This is a genomic window from Streptomyces sp. NPDC057438 (genome assembly GCF_042802995.1).
Classification (GTDB): Bacteria; Actinomycetota; Actinomycetes; order Streptomycetales; family Streptomycetaceae; genus Streptomyces.
Genome location: NZ_JBHVDD010000021.1, coordinates 1 through 16631 on the forward strand (window position 1 = coordinate 1; position 16631 = coordinate 16631).

11 protein-coding genes are annotated in these 16631 nt (G+C 72.7%); 9 read left to right on the forward strand and 2 right to left on the reverse strand.

Going from position 1 to position 16631, the window contains the following annotated elements; translation table 11 throughout:
- Positions 1 to 133 precede the first annotated feature (133 nt).
- Positions 134 to 1594, reverse strand: coding sequence for a DUF2079 domain-containing protein (locus ACFU5F_RS14560; protein ID WP_383886764.1), 1461 nt, complete (start codon positions 1592 to 1594; stop codon positions 134 to 136).
- 239 nt (positions 1595 to 1833) lie between these two features.
- On the opposite strand from ACFU5F_RS14560, the gene mfd reads away from it, so the two are divergent.
- Together mfd and ACFU5F_RS14570 are read left to right on the forward strand one after the other, a co-directional pair.
- A complete protein-coding gene (mfd, locus tag ACFU5F_RS14565) occupies positions 1834 to 5367 on the forward strand; it encodes a transcription-repair coupling factor (RefSeq protein WP_383886766.1) in 3534 nt (1177 codons plus the stop codon).
- Positions 5368 to 5504: 137 nt separating this feature from the next.
- Positions 5505 to 6221 (forward strand): HNH endonuclease family protein, encoded by a 717-nt coding sequence (locus tag ACFU5F_RS14570; protein WP_383886768.1) that lies wholly within the window; start codon positions 5505 to 5507, stop codon positions 6219 to 6221.
- Between the two features lie 33 nt (positions 6222 to 6254).
- On the opposite strand, the gene ACFU5F_RS14575 is transcribed toward ACFU5F_RS14570, so the two are convergent.
- Positions 6255 to 6992, reverse strand: coding sequence for a hypothetical protein (locus ACFU5F_RS14575; RefSeq protein WP_383886770.1), 738 nt, complete (start codon positions 6990 to 6992; stop codon positions 6255 to 6257).
- Between the two features lie 273 nt (positions 6993 to 7265).
- On the opposite strand from ACFU5F_RS14575, the gene ACFU5F_RS14580 reads away from it, so the two are divergent.
- The 7 genes from ACFU5F_RS14580 (at position 7266) to ACFU5F_RS14610 (ending at position 16568) form a co-directional block, all read left to right on the forward strand.
- The gene (locus ACFU5F_RS14580; protein ID WP_383886772.1) at positions 7266 to 9293 is read left to right on the forward strand and encodes an N-6 DNA methylase; all 2028 of its coding nucleotides are present in this window, start codon (positions 7266 to 7268) and stop codon (positions 9291 to 9293) included.
- A gap of 220 nt (positions 9294 to 9513) precedes the next feature.
- Entirely contained in the window at positions 9514 to 10149 is a 636-nt protein-coding gene (locus ACFU5F_RS14585) for a hypothetical protein (RefSeq protein WP_383886774.1), read from the forward strand.
- Positions 10150 to 10193: 44 nt separating this feature from the next.
- Positions 10194 to 11687, forward strand: coding sequence for a protein kinase (locus ACFU5F_RS14590; RefSeq protein ID WP_383886898.1), 1494 nt, complete (start codon positions 10194 to 10196; stop codon positions 11685 to 11687).
- Positions 11688 to 11853: 166 nt separating this feature from the next.
- Positions 11854 to 12531, forward strand: coding sequence for a SurA N-terminal domain-containing protein (locus ACFU5F_RS14595; RefSeq protein ID WP_383886776.1), 678 nt, complete (start codon positions 11854 to 11856; stop codon positions 12529 to 12531).
- 149 nt (positions 12532 to 12680) lie between these two features.
- Positions 12681 to 13817, forward strand: coding sequence for a nucleoside triphosphate pyrophosphohydrolase (locus tag ACFU5F_RS14600; protein WP_383886778.1), 1137 nt, complete (start codon positions 12681 to 12683; stop codon positions 13815 to 13817).
- A gap of 187 nt (positions 13818 to 14004) precedes the next feature.
- On the forward strand, positions 14005 to 15270 hold the full coding sequence (locus ACFU5F_RS14605) for a cytochrome P450 (RefSeq protein ID WP_383886899.1): 1266 nt from the start codon (positions 14005 to 14007) through the stop codon (positions 15268 to 15270).
- A 227-nt stretch (positions 15271 to 15497) separates the two neighbouring features.
- Positions 15498 to 16568 carry a transglycosylase family protein gene (locus tag ACFU5F_RS14610; protein ID WP_383886901.1) on the forward strand — a complete coding sequence of 357 codons (1071 nt, stop codon included), beginning with the start codon at positions 15498 to 15500 and terminating at the stop codon, positions 16566 to 16568.
- Positions 16569 to 16631 lie beyond the last annotated feature (63 nt).

Below are 16631 nucleotides of genomic sequence, written 5' to 3' on the forward strand. Positions count from 1 at the left end.
GACCGCCCTCCCCGCTACCCCCCCCGCGTCGCCCCGGGGTCGGGGGGACCGGGGGGAAGGGGCACCGGGGGCACCGGGGGGGCGGCCCGGGCCCCGGGACGGGGCGGCTTCGGGGCGCCGGGCTCCATCCGTCCTAGGAGGCCCCCCGCTCGGGGGACGTGCGCTTCAGCAGCACGAACCCCTGGATGACGCCCCGCAGCACGTACGTGTCGCGGGGATGGAGCTGACGGGCGTACGCGGGGACGTCCTTCACCCAGCCCGTGCGGTTGTTGAAGGCGATGTAGTCGGGCGCGAGGCCCCCGGTCCTGCCGATCCAGAAGACGCGGCAGCGGGACGTCAGCCGACTGATGGGACCGATGTTGACCTCGACGGTGGACCCGTCCGGGATGGTGCCCAGCAGCTTCTCCACCGCCCCGACCTCGGCCGGGACGCGGTAGGCCGACCCCTCGGTGAGGGTGCCCAGGGGCAGCGAGGGCGTCAGCGCGACGGAGGCCGCGAGGACGGCGGCGGGCAGATGCAGCGCGTACGACCGCAGCCACGGACGGGGGCTCCGGCGGGCGCCGGGCAGGGCGTCGACGAGCGCGAGGAGGACCATCGGCATCAGGACGGCGCTGTAGTGCCAGGCCGTGCCCCAGTAGTTGTGGTCGGAGGCGACGAACCGCCAGCCCAGGGTGGGGAGGGCGGCGAGGACGAGCGGGGAGCGCAGGGCGAGCAGCCCGCTGGTCGGGATCAGCAGCCACAGGACGGTACGGATCTTGACGTCCAGACCGTCGAGCGGGCCCCCGCCGCCGACCTTCGCCAGGTAGTCGGAGGCTCCGGCGGTGTTGAAGGCCGGGATGAGCACGGTGAACGCGAGCAGGGTGGCGAGCGCGCCGAACGCCGAGACCGCGAGGGCGTACGGCACCACCCGGGTCGCGCCGTGCCGCCGGGCCCGGAGCGCGACGACGGCCGCGACGACCGCCAGCGTCAGCCCCTGGTCCTCCTTGACCAGGACCAGCGGTAGCCCCCAGAGCAGCGCGGCGCGCCACCGCCGGGCGAGCAGCGCCTCCAGGGAGAACGCGATCAGCGGAACCGCGAAACAGATCTCGTGGAAGTCGAAGTCCACGGCGTTCTGCAGCCCCCACGACAGCCCGTACGCCACCCCGAGGGCGAGCCCTCGCGTCCGCCCCAGTGCCCGCGTGGCCGCACGCGTCACCGGCACCGCCGACAGCGCGAACAGCGCCGCCTGCGCGACCAGCAGCGTCACGGGCGAGGGGAAGGCCCGGTAGAAGGGCGCGAGCAGCATGGTGACGGGGCTGAAGTGATCCCCGAGCACGTTGTACCCCGGCCCCTTCAGCTCGACGATCGGCGCCTGGAAGTGCGCGTACGCCCGCACGGTCTGTTCGTAGATGCCCAGGTCGTACGAGCGGGTCCCCAGGCGCAGGTACCGCCCGACCGACACGACCGCGTACGCCACGAACAACAGGACCGCGAGCACGTGAGGCTCCCGGCCCACGAGCGGGAAACGCCGGTCACGGGCCGGGGCGGCCACCGCGACCGGCCCCGGTATGAGCGAGGGACCCGACGACTCCGTGGACGGGGCGCTCGATGCCATGGGGGCTCACGTTCGACAGGGGACAGGGGCGCCCATAGAGATTAGGCGCCCCTGGAAAGCAGTGGGCGCAGCCCCTGCTTTCCAGACGGGCAGGGGCGGTGGGGGCGACAAAAGTCGTCCGCGGCCCCCGCCACACCCGTCGTACCCTGGACACCCCCGGCCCGTCACACGAGTCCGGGCGTTCGTGTTGCCCCACACCAGACCCCACCCCTTGCCCACCCGGACGGGAAACGCCCCGAATGAGCCTCCACGGCCTGCTAGACGCCGTAGTCCAGGACGCCCCCCTCGCGGAAGCGATCAGGGCGGCAGCCGACGGCCACCGCTCCCACATCGACCTGGTGGGCCCCCCGGCGGCCCGCCCCTTCGCCGTGGCCGCCCTCGCCCGGGACGCCGGCCGCCCCGTCCTCGCCGTGACGGCGACGGGCCGCGAGGCCGAGGACCTTGCGGCGGCCCTGCGCTCGCTGCTCCCCCGGGACGGCGTCGTGGAGTACCCGGCCTGGGAGACGCTCCCGCACGAGCGCCTCAGCCCGCGCAGCGACACCGTCGGCCGCCGCCTCGCCGTGCTGCGCCGGCTGACCCATCCACGCCCGGACGACCCGGAGACCGGCCCGGTGTCCGTGGTGGTCGCCCCCGTCCGCTCGGTGCTCCAGCCGCAGGTCAAGGGCCTCGGCGACCTGGAGCCGGTCGCCCTGCGCACGGGCGGGACGGCCGACCTGAACCGTACGGTCGAGGCCCTGGCGGCAGCCGCGTACGCGCGTGTCGAGCTGGTCGAGAAGCGCGGCGAGTTCGCCGTGCGCGGCGGCATCCTGGACGTCTTCCCGCCGACCGAGGAGCACCCCCTGCGGGTGGAGTTCTGGGGCGACGACGTCGAGGAGATCCGGTACTTCAAGGTCGCCGACCAGAGGTCGCTGGAGGTCGCCGAGCACGGCCTGTGGGCGCCGCCCTGCCGTGAGCTCCTCCTCACGGACGACGTGCGCGCCCGCGCCCGCGCCCTCGCCGAACGCCACCCCGAGCTGGGCGAACTCCTCGACAAGATCGCCGAGGGGATCGCCGTCGAGGGCATGGAATCCCTCGCCCCGGTCCTCGTCGACGACATGGAACTGCTGATCGACGTCCTGCCGAAGGGCGCCATGACGATCGTGTGCGACCCGGAGCGGGTGCGGACGCGGGCGGCTGACCTGGTGGCCACCTCCCAGGAGTTCCTGCAGGCGTCCTGGGCGGCGACCGCCGGGGGCGGCGAGGCGCCGATCGACGTCGGCGCGGCCTCCCTGCGGTCCCTCGCGGACGTCCGCGACCGGGCCCGTGAGCTGGACATGATGTGGTGGTCGGTGTCGCCGTTCGCGGCCGACGAGGAGCTGGACTCCGACACCCTCAAGCTCGGTATGCACGCCCCCGAGACCTACCGGGGGGACACGGCCAAGGCCCTCGCCGACACCAAGGGCTGGCTCGCCGACGGCTGGCGCACGGTCTTCGTGACCGAGGCCCACGGCCCGGCCGCCCGCACGGTCGAGGTGCTCGGCGGCGAAGGTGTCCCGGCCCGGCTGGAGGCCGAGCTGGGGGAGATCGCCCCCTCGGTCGTGCACGTGGCGTGCGGCTCGATCGACTACGGCTTCATCGACCCCGCCCTGAAGCTCGCGGTCCTCACCGAGACCGACCTGTCCGGCCAGAAGGCGGCCGGCAAGGACGGCGCCCGGATGCCCGCCCGCCGCCGCAAGACCATCGATCCGCTCACCCTGGAGGCGGGCGACTACATCGTGCACGAGCAGCACGGTGTCGGCCGCTACATCGAGATGGTCCAGCGGACCGTGCAGGGCGCGACCCGCGAGTACCTGGTCGTCGAGTACGCGCCCGCCAAGCGCGGCCAGCCCGGCGACCGCCTCTACATCCCCACCGACCAGCTGGAGCAGATCACCAAGTACGTCGGTGGCGAGGCCCCGACCCTGCACCGCCTCGGCGGCGCCGACTGGACGAAGACCAAGGCGCGCGCGAAGAAGGCGGTCAAGGAGATCGCCGCCGACCTCATCAAGCTGTACTCCGCCCGGATGGCGGCGCCCGGCCACGCGTTCGGGGCGGACACCCCGTGGCAGCGCGAGCTGGAGGACGCCTTCCCGTACGCGGAGACGCCCGACCAGCTGACGACGATCGCCGAGGTCAAGGAGGACATGGAGAAGACGGTCCCCATGGACCGCCTGATCTGCGGCGACGTCGGCTACGGCAAGACGGAGATCGCGGTGCGGGCCGCCTTCAAGGCCGTCCAGGACGGCAAGCAGGTCGCCGTGCTCGTGCCGACGACCCTGCTGGTGCAGCAGCACTTCGGCACCTTCAGCGAGCGGTACTCGCAGTTCCCGGTGAACGTCCGGGCGCTGTCCCGCTTCCAGACGGACACCGAGGCCAAGGGCACCCTGGAGGGGCTGCGCGAGGGCGCGGTCGACATCGTCATCGGCACTCACCGCCTGTTCTCCTCCGAGACGAAGTTCAAGGACCTCGGTCTGGTCATCGTCGACGAGGAGCAGCGGTTCGGCGTCGAGCACAAGGAGCAGCTGAAGAAGCTGCGCGCCAACGTGGACGTGCTGACGATGTCCGCGACCCCGATCCCGCGCACCCTGGAGATGGCGGTCACCGGCATCCGCGAGATGTCCACGATCACGACGCCCCCGGAGGAGCGCCACCCGGTCCTGACCTTCGTCGGCCCGTACGAGGAGAAGCAGATCGGCGCGGCGATCCGCCGTGAACTCCTGCGCGAGGGCCAGGTCTTCTACATCCACAACCGGGTGGAGTCCATCGACCGCGCGGCCTCCCGGCTGCGGGAGATCGTCCCCGAGGCGCGGATCGCGACGGCCCACGGGCAGATGTCGGAGCAGGCGCTGGAGCAGGTCGTCGTCGACTTCTGGGAGAAGAAGTTCGACGTCCTGGTCTCGACGACGATCGTGGAGTCGGGCATCGACATCTCCAACGCGAACACGCTGATCGTGGAGCGGGGTGACACCTTCGGCCTGTCGCAGTTGCACCAGCTCCGCGGCCGGGTGGGCCGGGGCCGGGAGCGCGGGTACGCGTACTTCCTGTACCCGCCCGAGAAGCCGCTGACGGAGACCGCGCACGAGCGCCTCGCGACCATCGCCCAGCACACGGAGATGGGCGCGGGCATGTACGTGGCGATGAAGGACCTGGAGATCCGGGGCGCGGGCAACCTGCTGGGCGGCGAACAGTCCGGCCACATCGCGGGTGTCGGCTTCGACCTGTACGTGCGGATGGTCGGCGAGGCCGTCGCGGACTACCGGCGCCAGCTGGAGAGCGGCGGGATCGAGGAGGAGCCGCCGCTGGAGGTGAAGATCGAGCTGCCGGTCGACGCGCACGTCCCGCACGACTACGCGCCGGGCGAGCGGCTGCGGCTGCAGGCGTACCGGGCGATCGCCTCCGTCAACACCGAGGCCGACATCGCCGCGGTGCGCGAGGAACTCGTCGACCGCTACGGCAAGTTGCCCGAGCCGGTGGAGAACCTGCTGCTCGTCGCCGGTCTGCGCATGCTCGCCCGGGCCTGCGGTGTCGGTGAGATCGTCCTCCAGGGCGCCAACATCCGCTTCGCGCCCGTGGAGTTGCGCGAGTCGCAGGAGCTGCGCCTGAAGCGCCTGTACCCGGGCACGGTCATCAAGCCGGCCGCCCACCAGGTGCTGGTGCCCCGCCCGAAGACGGCGAAGGTGGGCGGTAAGCCGCTGCTCGGCCGGGATCTGCTGGGGTGGACCGGGGAGTTCCTGGCTTCGATCCTCGGGTCGTAGGGGCCCGGTGAGGTGGTGGGTGCCGCCAGGGCACCCACCACTCGTGCGTCCGGCGGCCGCTACGGTGTCGAGCAGGCGGGACGGGGAACCCCGAGCGGGACCGCCGAAGGGCAACGAACAGAGGGAAGGGGTGTCGCGTGGTACGTCTGAGGGGTGGGGTCGCCGTCGTCGCTCTGGTGCTGGCCGCCGCGACCGGCTGCGAACTGGACAGCACGGGCGGTTCGGCCGGACCGCAGGAGAACCCCGCCGGGGGCGCCGCGTACGCCGCCGCGGAGGCGCTGACCGTCAAGGGACGGGCGCCGAAGAACAAGTACGACCGCGACGAGTTCGGCAGTGCCTGGGCCGACACGGACTCCAACAGCTGCGACACCCGCGACGACATACTCCAACGCGACCTGGACGACGTGAAGTTCCGCGACGGGGACTGCACGGTGGCGTCCGGGGTGCTCGACCCGGACCCGTACACCGGGAAGGACGTGCCGTACGTGCGGGGCCGCAGCAAGGTCGACGTGGACCACGTGGTGGCGCTCTCCGACGCCTGGCAGAAGGGCGCCCAGCAGTGGGACGACAGCAAGCGCATAGCCCTGGCCAACGACCCGCTCAACCTGCTCGCGGTCGACTCGGGCACCAACCGGGCCAAGGGCGACGGTGACACGGCCACCTGGCTCCCGCCCAACAAGGCGTACCGCTGCACCTATGTGGCCGCCCAGGTCGCCGTGAAGACGAAGTACGGCCTCTGGGTCACCTCGGCCGAACAGGCCGCCATGAAGCGTGTCCTGGGCACCTGTCCTCAGCAGAAGCTGCCCACCGGCGGCAACCCGACGAAGGCCCCGGCCCGCTTCCACGCGGGCTGAGGCCTTCGCGGTGCCGCCGCGCGGCGCGGCGGATCAGCCGAAGTCCTTGTCCATGTCGATGACCTTGCCCTTGGGGGCCTTGGCCGGAACCGGCTTGTCGAAGTCGGTGAAGACCAGGTCGCCGGGCTCCTTCGCGGACTTGCTGACGACCCGCAGGAGGTACGGCTCGCCCTTGGTGGCGACGTACAGGGTGTAGCTGTCCTTGCCGTCCTTCTCGTTCAGGACGATCGCGGGGGTGCCGTCGACCTCGGCGGTCTTGCCGCGCGTGGCGTTGGAGTCGACGTCCTCGAAGTCCGCGAGGACGGTGTCGAGGTCGCAGAAGTTCGCCATGTCCTTGGAGTCCTCGCCCGCCGCGGACGTCTTGGTCCACTTGCCGGCGAGCATGTCGACGACCATGTCGGCCTCCTCCTTGGAGGAGTCCTTCGACTGGGCGCGCAGGAAGGCCTCGTCGTACTTCATGTAGAGGGTGTCGCCGACCTTGATCAGCTCGGCCTGGCCCTCGCCGCCCATGCTCATGGTGCCGGCGCAGTCGCCCTTCTTGTTCATCGCCATGTCCATCTGGACCGTGCCGCCGGCGGACTCGTCCTCGATCTCGCCCTTCATGCGGAGCGATTCGGCGCCCGAGGTGGCCTTCACGGCCTTGTCGGCGATCTCGCCGCCGGTCAGTCCGGCGAACGGGCCGTCCGCCTTGTCCTCGCCGGGCAGGCAGCCGGTGAGCGAGAAGGTGGCCGCGGCGGCGATGCAGAGAGCGGCGAGTGCGGTGCGACGCATGGGAGTTCCCCCCTGGGAAATCGGTGTGAGGTCCGTGGGACGAGCGGTGGTGTGGCGCTGGGCGCCGCGGCCTTCCCCCGGGTGTGACAGCACGGCCGACGTGTGACCACCCGGTGGGGGTAGTCCGTCGTTCGATGGGTCAATCAGAGCAGAGCCTGTGAACCGAGTCAACACGGTTCACGGGATTGAGTTCATTCACGATGTGAAGGGTTAGATCTTGCGCCCGTCGGTATGCTCGACATCACACCACCAGGTACGAGGGGAGCCGGGCGCGTGCAGGGGAACGGAACAGAGGTCACCGCCGCGGAGATCGCGCGGCTCGCCGGCGTGGGTCGTGCCGCCGTCAGCAACTGGCGCCGACGGCATGCCGACTTCCCCAAACCGGTCGGCGGGACCGAGACCAGTCCGGCCTTCGCGCTCGGCGAGGTCGAGGAGTGGCTGCGCCACCAGGGCAAGCTCGCCGAGGTGCCCCTGAAGGAGCGTGTCTGGCAGCAGGTCGCCGGGCATCCGGACGGCCCCGTCACCGCCCTGGTGCACGTGGGCTGCGCGCTGCTCCACCTCCACGACCGGCCCCTGGCCTGGCTGGAGTCGAGCGCCTGCCCCGACGACGGGCAGCTGGCCCGCAACCTGCCCGAGGCGTTGTGGCAGGTCCTCGCCCCGCGCTTCGGCGCGCCGCGCGAGTCCGCCGTACCCCGGCCGACGTCCGCCGGGCTGCTGCCCTCGATCCCGCTGCTGCGCGGCGCCACCGAACTCGCGGCCGACCTGGGGGCACGCCAGACCTTCGAGTTCCTGCTCGCCCGGCACCTCGAGGCCAACCCGCGGCAGTACACGCTCACTCCGGCCGACCTCGCCGAGCTGATGGCCGAACTCGCCGGGCCCGCCCGCTCGGTGCTCGACCCCGCCTGCGGCACCGGCGCGCTCCTGCACGCCGTCGCCGCCCGCCCCGGCCAGGAGCTGTACGGCCAGGACAGCTCCCGCGAACTGGCCGCCCTCACCGCGCTGCGCCTCGCCCTGCGCACCGGCGGCACCGTCCGCACCGCCCCGGGGGACAGCCTCCGCGCGGACGCCTACGAACACCTCAGGGCCGAGGCCGTGCTGTGCCACCCGCCGTTCAACGAGCGCAACTGGGGCCATGACGAACTGGCCTACGACCCCCGCTGGGAGTACGGCTTCCCGGCCCGTACGGAATCCGAACTCGCCTGGGTGCAGCACGCGCTGGCCCGCCTGGAGGACGGCGGCACCGCCGTGCTGCTGATGCCGCCCGCCGTCGCGAGCCGCCGCTCGGGGCGCCGTATCCGCGCCGACCTGCTGCGCCGGGGGGCGCTGCGGGCCGTGATCGCCCTGCCGGTCGGCGCGGCACCCCCGTACAACATCCCGCTGCACCTGTGGGTGCTGCGCAGGCCCCGCAGGGCCGTCGTGCCGCCCGAGTTGCTGCTCGTCGACACCGGGCGGCTCGTCCACGAGGGGCGCAGCGGCTCCGACTGGGCAGCGGTCCGTACCGCCGTGCTCGATGCCTGGCGGACCTTCGACCGGGCCGGCGAGGTGGCCGAACAGCCGGGGCTCAGCCGTTCGCTGCCGGTCATCGAACTCCTCGACGACGACGTGGACCTGGCCCCCGCCCGGCATCTGCCGCCCCCGGCCGCGGGCGGCGGCGCCGAGCAGCTGACCGCCGTACGCGACCGCCTCGGCGAGACGCTCCGCCTGACCGCCGACCTCACGCCCGCGCTCGCCGGGGAGGCCGGGCCCGCGCGCTGGCCGCTCACCACGGTCGGCGAACTCGCGCGCGGCGGAGCCCTGGTGCTCCGCACGGGCGGAACCGGCCCCCACGCGCGCGTGCTCACCGACCACGACGTCCTGGCCGGCACGGCACCCTCCGGAACCCTGCCCGGGACGGGCGAGGACCCCGTGCTCGTGGAGCCCGGCGACATCGTCGTCCCCGTCCTCGGTGGCGGCGGGGTCGCGCGGGTGATCGACGAGGAGACCGCGGGCGCCGCCCTCGGCCGCAACCTCACCCTGCTGCGCCCCGACCGGGCCGCGCTGGACGCGTGGTTCGTCGCCGGATTCCTGCGCGGCACCGCCAACAGCCGCCAGGCCAGCAGCTACGCCTCCACCGCGACCCGCCTCGACGTACGCCGTCTCCAACTGCCCCGGCTGCCCCTGGACCAGCAGCGCCGCTACGGCGAACGCTTCCGTGCCCTGGCCGCCTTCGAGGACGCCCTGCGCCAGGCCGGCCGCCTGGGCGAACGCCTGGTGCGGGGCATGTACGACGGACTGACGGACGGCACCGTCGCCCCCGACTGAACCCCGCGCGGCGGACCCGCGGACCGCCGCGCGCCCGCCCCGGTCCGGCCAACTCCCGCCACGAACACACCTACCGGACGGAACCGCTCCGCCCGCGGCGGCGTGACCAGCACTGCGGTACTACAACGGTTGTCCACATCCCTGGACCTCATGTCATGGTCGACCGATACCCTCGGGACGACACTGCGCGTTCACTCTCACCAGGCCCTCAGGAGCAGCCATGCAAGGCCACGGCTATGCGCCGACACCGCCCCCCGGCCCCGACCAGGGGGGCCAGGTCGCACTCCGTGTGATCTTCGTGGTGGTCGCGGTCATGAGCTGTGGCCTGCTGGCCTGGGCCTGCCTGGTGCGGCTCGCCTCGGTGACCCGCAGGCCCCGCGACTGGTGGCTGTTCGCCCTGTCGCTCGTCCACATCGTCGTGACGCTGTACATCATCGGCACCGACCCGGGCGAGGAGGAGTTCACCACCTGGCGCGGCGACGTCGGCATGGGACTCCTCCTCGGCGGACTCGTGGCCATCGTCGCGTACTACCTCTACGCGGACATACGCCACTTCAGCCGGGCCCGGGCGGGCCACCCGTCGCCGTACGCCCAGACCACCGGGTACTCCCAGCAGACCGGCTACAACACCGGTCAGAGCGGGTACAGCTACCCGCCCGTCCAGGTCCCCCAGCCCTACACCCCCGCGCCGCCGGTCCCGCAGCCGCCCGTCCAGCACCAGCCGCAGCCCCAGCACCAGCCGCAGCCGCAGCCCGCGCCGGAGCCGCAGCGCCCCGGGCCCGCCCGCATCGACCAGGTGCGCGCCGAGCTGGACGAGCTCAGTGACTATCTCCGCAATCACGAAGGAGACCGGTGACCCAGGGCAAGGGCACCGGACGCCTGATCACCGGCCGCTACGAACTGTCCACGCTCATCGGCCAGGGCGGCATGGGCCAGGTGTGGACGGCCTACGACCAGCGCCTCGACCGGCGCGTGGCGGTGAAGCTGCTGCGCCCGGACAAGGTCGCGGGCCAGGAGGCCGACGAGCTGCGCCGCCGCTTCGTGCGCGAGTGCCGCGTCACGGCCCAGGTCGACCACCCCGGCCTGGTGACCGTGCACGACGCGGGCAGCGAGGGCGAGGAGCTGTTCCTCGTCATGCAGTACGTCGACGGGGCCGACCTCGCCGACCACCTCGCCGAGCACGACCCGTACCCCTGGCAGTGGGCCGTCTCGGTCGCCGCGCAGCTGTGCGCCGTGCTCTCCGCCGTGCACGCGGTGCCGATCATCCACCGCGACCTCAAGCCGCGTAACGTCATGGTCAAGCAGGACGGCACGGTCACCGTGCTCGACCTCGGTGTCGCCTCCGTCATGGACACCGACACCACCCGCCTGACCCACACCGGCTCACCCATCGGCAGCCCCGCCTACATGGCCCCCGAACAGGCCATGGGCGGCGCGGTCGGCCCCTACACCGACCTGTACGCCCTCGGTGTGCTGATCCACGAACTGCTCAGCGGGAACGTCCCCTTCACCGGCACCACGGCCCTCGGCGTGCTGCACCGCCACCTCTACGAGCCGCCGGTCCCCGTGCGCCGGCTGCGTCCCGAGGTCCCCGAGAAGCTGGAGGCCCTCGTCCTGCGGCTGCTCTCCAAGGACCCGCAGCACCGCCCGTCCTCCGCGCAGGAGACGTACGAACAGCTCCTCCCCCTGCTCCCCGCGCGCGGAATGCCCACCGGTTCCCCGCTCGACCCCACGCGCCCCTTCCTGCGCCCGCACGCCCCCTGGCCGGACCGCGCCCGCATTCCCGCGCCGCAGCCGTCCGCCGTGCCCGACCCCGTGCCCGCCGTCGACAAGCCCGATGTGGCGGGTGCCGTCGACGAGGTCAAGCGGCTGCTCGGCGAGGGCCGCATCACCCAGGCCGTCGACATCCTCGGCGCGATCCTCCCGGCCGCCGCCGCCCAGCACGGCGAGCACTCACCCGTCGTCCGCACCCTGCGCAAGCAGTACGCGGCCACCCTCATGGACGACGGGCAGTACCGCCGCGCCCTGCCGGAGCTGCGCCGCCTCGCCGACGAGCGGGCCACCGAGGCGGGCCAGGCCGACCCCCAGGCGCTGCGCTGGCGCTACGACTCCGCCCAGTGCCTCGAACAGCTCGGCGAACCGGCCGCGGCCCTCGCCGAGTACCGCTCCCTGCTGCCGTACTACGAGAACCAGTACGTCGGCGGCGACCCCGAACTCGCCCTCGACGTGCGTCGCCGCATCGGCCACCTGCTGCTCGCCCTCGGCGACCGGGGCGCCGCCCACGAGACCCTGGGCCGCCTGCTGCTCGACGTGGAACGGCTGCGCGGCCCCGGCCATCCCCTCGCGGGCGAGGTCCGGCGCACGCTGCAGTGGCTCGGGCAGGTACGCGGCTGACGCCGCGACGGCCGGGATGGGCCGGTGGTGGCGGGCTCCCGGAGCGACGGTGCCCGAAGTCGGCGTGAATCGTTGGTCGAATGGCTGGCCGAGAGCAGGGCCACTGCCTACCATCGATCACCGCAAGACCTTGTGCACCGCCGCACAATCTCCTCGGGAGGCTCACTTGCACCGCCGCCGTCGTTCCGCGCTCCTCCTCTCCGCAGCGATCGCCGCCGCGGCCCCGCTCCTGACCGCCTGCGGGAGCGACGCGCATCCCGGCGCGGCGGCCGTCGTCGGCCAGGACCGGATCACGGTCGCGCAGCTGGAGAACCGGGTGAACGCGGTGCGCACCGCCCAGCGCGCCGTCAGCACGGACGACAGCCAGTACCAGCAGGCCGTCGCCCAGAGCAGCGCCCTCACCCGCAACACCCTGAACGGCATGGTCCTGGAGAAGGTCCTCGACCAGGCTCTGAAGGACGCCGGGGTGACCGTCACCCGCAAGGAGGTCCAGAAGTACCGGGCCGACCTGGAGGCGCAGGCCGGCGGGGCCGAAGCCCTGGAGACGGCCTACCTGCAGCGCTACAGCGTCGCCCCGGAGCAGCTGGAGGAGAGCCTCCGCAGCGATGTCGAGGTCCAGAAGCTCGCCGCCGCCCTCGGCGCCGACCTCAACACCCCGGAGGGCGGCGCCGTCTTCTGGAAGGCCCTCTCCAAGGCGTCGAAGGAACTCGACGTGGACCTCAACCCCCGCTACGGCAGCTGGGGCGTCGACCCGTCGTCCGGCAGGGTCGGCCTGGTGGACGCGAAGACACCGTGGCTGAAGGAGGTCACCCGGGCGGCGACGCCGGAGCCGGCGCAGGGGTGAGCCCCGGGCAGGACCGCCGGGGCCCGCGCGGGGGTGAGCCCCGGCCGTGACTGTGCCTGCTCCGCCCGTGGCGGCGGAGCCGCCGGGGCCCCGGGTGCCCGCCTGTGGACAACTCAGGGGTCGTCCGTGACGTGGGTTACGTTCGTGGGGTGAACGCACACCGCCCCGACGGCACCTCCGCCACCACGGCCCCCGAGGCCGCGGCCTCAGAGAGCACGGCCTCCACCCCTGGCCCCGGCCGGGTCGTCCTGCTCACCACCAGCCACCGTGTCGCGCCCGGCCTGCTCTCCTGGCCGGCCTGGCAGGCCCTGCACGGGGCGGACCGCGTTCTCTGCGCGGACGGGGCGCATCCCCAGCTCCCCTATCTCCGCGAGGCCGGCATCACGGTCGAGGAGACGGCCCCGACGGCCGAGGAACTGGTGGACGACTGCGCCGGCGGCCGCACGGTGGTCGTGGTGGCCGACGCCGAGGGCGAACCCCGCCTCACCGACGGTCTGGCCCGCCTCGCCGGCTCGGGCCGCGCCCGGATGCCGTCCCTGGAGCTGCTCCCCGCCTCCTACGACCTCCCCGGCGCCCGTCTCCTCGACCTCGTCCAGGTCATGGACCGGATCCGGGCGGAGTGCCCCTGGTCCTCGCGGCAGACGCACCAGGGCCTCGCCAAGTACGGCATCGAGGAAGCGTACGAACTCGTCGAGGCCATCGAGGAGGGCGACCGCGACGAACTCCGCGAGGAACTGGGCGACGTCCTGCTCCAGGTGGTCTTCCACGCCCGCATCGCCGAGGACGACCCCGACGTCCCCTTCTCCGTCGACGACGTCGCCGCCGGCATCGTCACCAAGCTCATCCACCGCCACCCCCACGTCTTCGGCGACGCGACGGCCACGACCCCGGAGGAGGTCAAGGCGCACTGGCTGCGTACCAAGGCCGTCGAGAAGCGGCGCGAGTCGGTCACCGACGGCGTACCCCTCGGCCAGCCCGGCCTCGCCCTCGCCGCCAAGCTCTCCTCCCGCGTCCGCGCCGCCGGCCTCGACGTCCCGATACCCCCCGGTGACGACCTCGGCCACGCACTCCTCACCCTCGCCGCCGACGCCGAGTCCCGGGGCATCGACCCCGAGGCGGCCCTCCGGGCCGCGTCCCGCGCGTACCGGGACGCGATCCGGATCGCGGAGGGCGTACCTGCGGGAGCGGGAGAGAGGACCGACGGGGAGAGGTCCCAGGAGGGGACGGACGGCGGCGGGACCGACCGGACCGACGCCGAGACCGACGAGGAGACCGACCTGATCTGACCCGGCGCCACGCGGAAGAACGACGGCAGGAGCCCCGAGCCCGCCGACGGCCGCCCGGTACCGGGCCGCGTCCCCGTCGGCGGCCGTGTGAAGCCGCAGCCCGGCGAGTACCGGGGACGGGGCGGGAGGCCATGGCAGGGCCGGATACCGTCGGCGGGTGACCAACCAGCCCGCATCCAGCTCCGCCATGCCCACGGAAACCGGCGCGCCCGCTCTCTTCACCTGGGAGTTCGCCACCGACCCCTACCCGGCGTACGCCTGGCTCCGGGAACACGCCCCCGTCCACCGGACGCGCCTGCCCAGTGGGGTGGAGGCCTGGCTGGTCACCCGCTACGGCGACGCGAAGCAGGCCCTCGCCGACGCGCGTCTGTCGAAGAACCCGGCGCACCACGCCGAGCCCGCGCACGCCAAGGGGAAGACGGGTATCCCCGGCGAGCGCAAGGCGGAGTTGATGACGCATCTGCTGAACATCGATCCGCCGGACCACACCAGGCTCCGCCGCCTCGTCTCGAAGGCGTTCACGCCCCGCCGGGTCGCCGCGTTCGCCCCCCGCGTCCAGGAACTGACCGACCGGCTCATCGACGGGTTCGCGGACCGGGGGGAGGCCGACCTCATCCACGAGTTCGCCTTCCCCCTGCCCATCTACGCCATCTGCGACCTGCTCGGCGTCCCCCGGGAGGACCAGGACGACTTCCGGGACTGGGCGGGCATGATGATCCGGCACGGCGGCGGACCGCGGGGCGGCGTCGCGCGGTCGGTGAAGAAGATGCGCGGCTACCTCGCCGAACTCATCCACCGCAAGCGGGAGGCGCTCACCGAGCACCCCGCCCCGGGCGAGGACCTCATCTCCGCGCTCATCCGCGCCTCCGACCACGGGGAGCACCTCACCGAGAACGAGGCGGCGGCGATGGCGTTCATCCTGCTGTTCGCCGGGTTCGAGACCACCGTCAACCTCATCGGGAACGGCACGTACGCCCTCCTCACCCACCCCGGGCAGCGCGCCCGCCTCCAGACCTCCCTCGCCGCCGGGGAGACCGGACTGCTGGAGACGGGAGTCGAGGAACTCCTGCGCTACGACGGCCCCGTCGAACTCGCCACCTGGCGCTTCGCGACCGAGCCCCTCACCCTCGGCGGGCAGGACATCGCCCCCGGCGACCCCGTGCTCGTCGTCCTCGCGGCGGCCGACCGTGACCCGGCCCGCTTCGACGACCCCGACACCCTGGATCTCTCACGCCGTGACAACCAGCACCTCGGCTACGGCCACGGCATCCACTACTGCCTCGGCGCACCGCTCGCCCGGCTCGAGGGCCAGAGCGCGCTGGCGACGCTCCTGACCCGTCTTCCGGATCTGCGACTCGCCGTGGATTCGGCCGATCTGAGATGGCGAGGAGGTCTCATCATGCGTGGATTGCGGACGCTTCCGGTGGAATTCACCCCGCGGAAGCGGCCATGAGTGCCCGGTGATCACGCCATGAGCAGCCCGTAGTGATACCCCGACGGGCCGTAGCACTACCCCATTCCGCGCCAGAAGTTGACGCTCTCTCAACTCCGTGATCTTCACGTGATCTGCGCTGCATTAACTTGTGACAACTGATCGACTGCCGATACGTTCACACGTCAGTGCGAAGGGGTCATCACGCCCGTCGCACAGGCCACCGCTGTCGTGTGAAAGGCAACCGCATGCTCTCCGGGAACGGTCGTCACCGTCGCCCCCGTCAGGCTCCGGCTCTCCTCGTCGCGGCGGGAGTCACCGGGTCGGCCATCGCCATCCCCCTCCTCGGCGCCACCGGCGCGAGCGCGGCGAGCGGGACCACCTGGGACCAGGTGGCGGAGTGCGAGAGCGGTGGCTTCTGGAGCGCGGACACCGGGAACGGACGCTACGGCGGTCTGCAGCTGACCCAGGCCAACTGGGAGGAGTACGGCGGTCTCGACTACGCGACCACCGCGGACCGGGCCAGCCGGTCGCAGCAGATAGCCGTCGCCGAGAGGATCCTCGCCGACCAGGGCGTCGGCGTCTGGGCCACCTGCGGACTGCTCCACAACCTCGGCGGCGACGCCGGTTCCGCCGATGTGGACACGGGTGTCGCGGACGACTCGTCGAACTCCGGCAGCGAGTCCGGCGCATCCGGTTCGCCGGATTCCTCCGCCTCGCCGGACTCGGCCGGCTCCACCGACTCGGCCAGGTCGACCGACGACGCCGGCTCCGACGCCGCCGACGGGTCCGGGAAGTCGGGCGCAACGTCGGACTCGTCGGCGGACGCCCGCGACGGTTCCGCGAAGGCGACCGAGGACTCCGACTCCGCGGACTCGACCGGTTCCGGCGAAGGCGACTCCGGCGACGGCGACTCCAAGGACTCCGACAGTGGGACGTCGGACGCCGCGCGCCAGGGAGACGGTTCTTCGGCCGCCGACGACGGCGGCAGCGGTACCGGCCGTCATCGCGGCGCCAGCGCCGACGAGGGCTCCGGCACGGACACCGCCTCCGGCGCGGAGGCGGGCGACGGCTCGCGCGCCGACGGCACCTCCTCCGGCCGGCACGCCTCGCGGGACGGCGGCGCCTCGCGCGAGGCGGTGGAGGGCGGCTACACCGTCCGTGTGGGCGACAGCCTGACCGGCATCGTGAACTCGCTCGGCCTGGACGGCGGGTGGCGGACGCTGTACTCCGAGAACGAGAGCACGGTCGGAACCGACCCGGACCTCATCCTTCCCGGTCAGACCCTCGAAGTCGGTGCCGAAACGGGCAAAAAGTAGCGGCAGTTCGGGTCATGGTTCGACCCTGAATGCCCGTTTTGATCTCCGTGGGAGATGAATCAC

Excerpts from the sequence above, each read along its gene's own strand:
- ACFU5F_RS14560 (WP_383886764.1), bottom strand. The coding sequence starts at position 1,594 with ATGGCATCGAGCGCCCCGTCCACGGAGTCGTCGGGTCCCTCGCTCATA.
- mfd (WP_383886766.1), top strand. The coding sequence starts at position 1,834 with ATGAGCCTCCACGGCCTGCTAGACGCCGTAGTCCAGGACGCCCCCCTC.
- ACFU5F_RS14575 (WP_383886770.1), bottom strand. The coding sequence starts at position 6,992 with ATGCGTCGCACCGCACTCGCCGCTCTCTGCATCGCCGCCGCGGCCACC.
- ACFU5F_RS14585 (WP_383886774.1), top strand. The coding sequence starts at position 9,514 with ATGCAAGGCCACGGCTATGCGCCGACACCGCCCCCCGGCCCCGACCAG.
- ACFU5F_RS14605 (WP_383886899.1), top strand. The coding sequence starts at position 14,005 with ATGCCCACGGAAACCGGCGCGCCCGCTCTCTTCACCTGGGAGTTCGCC.
- ACFU5F_RS14610 (WP_383886901.1), top strand. The coding sequence starts at position 15,498 with ATGCTCTCCGGGAACGGTCGTCACCGTCGCCCCCGTCAGGCTCCGGCT.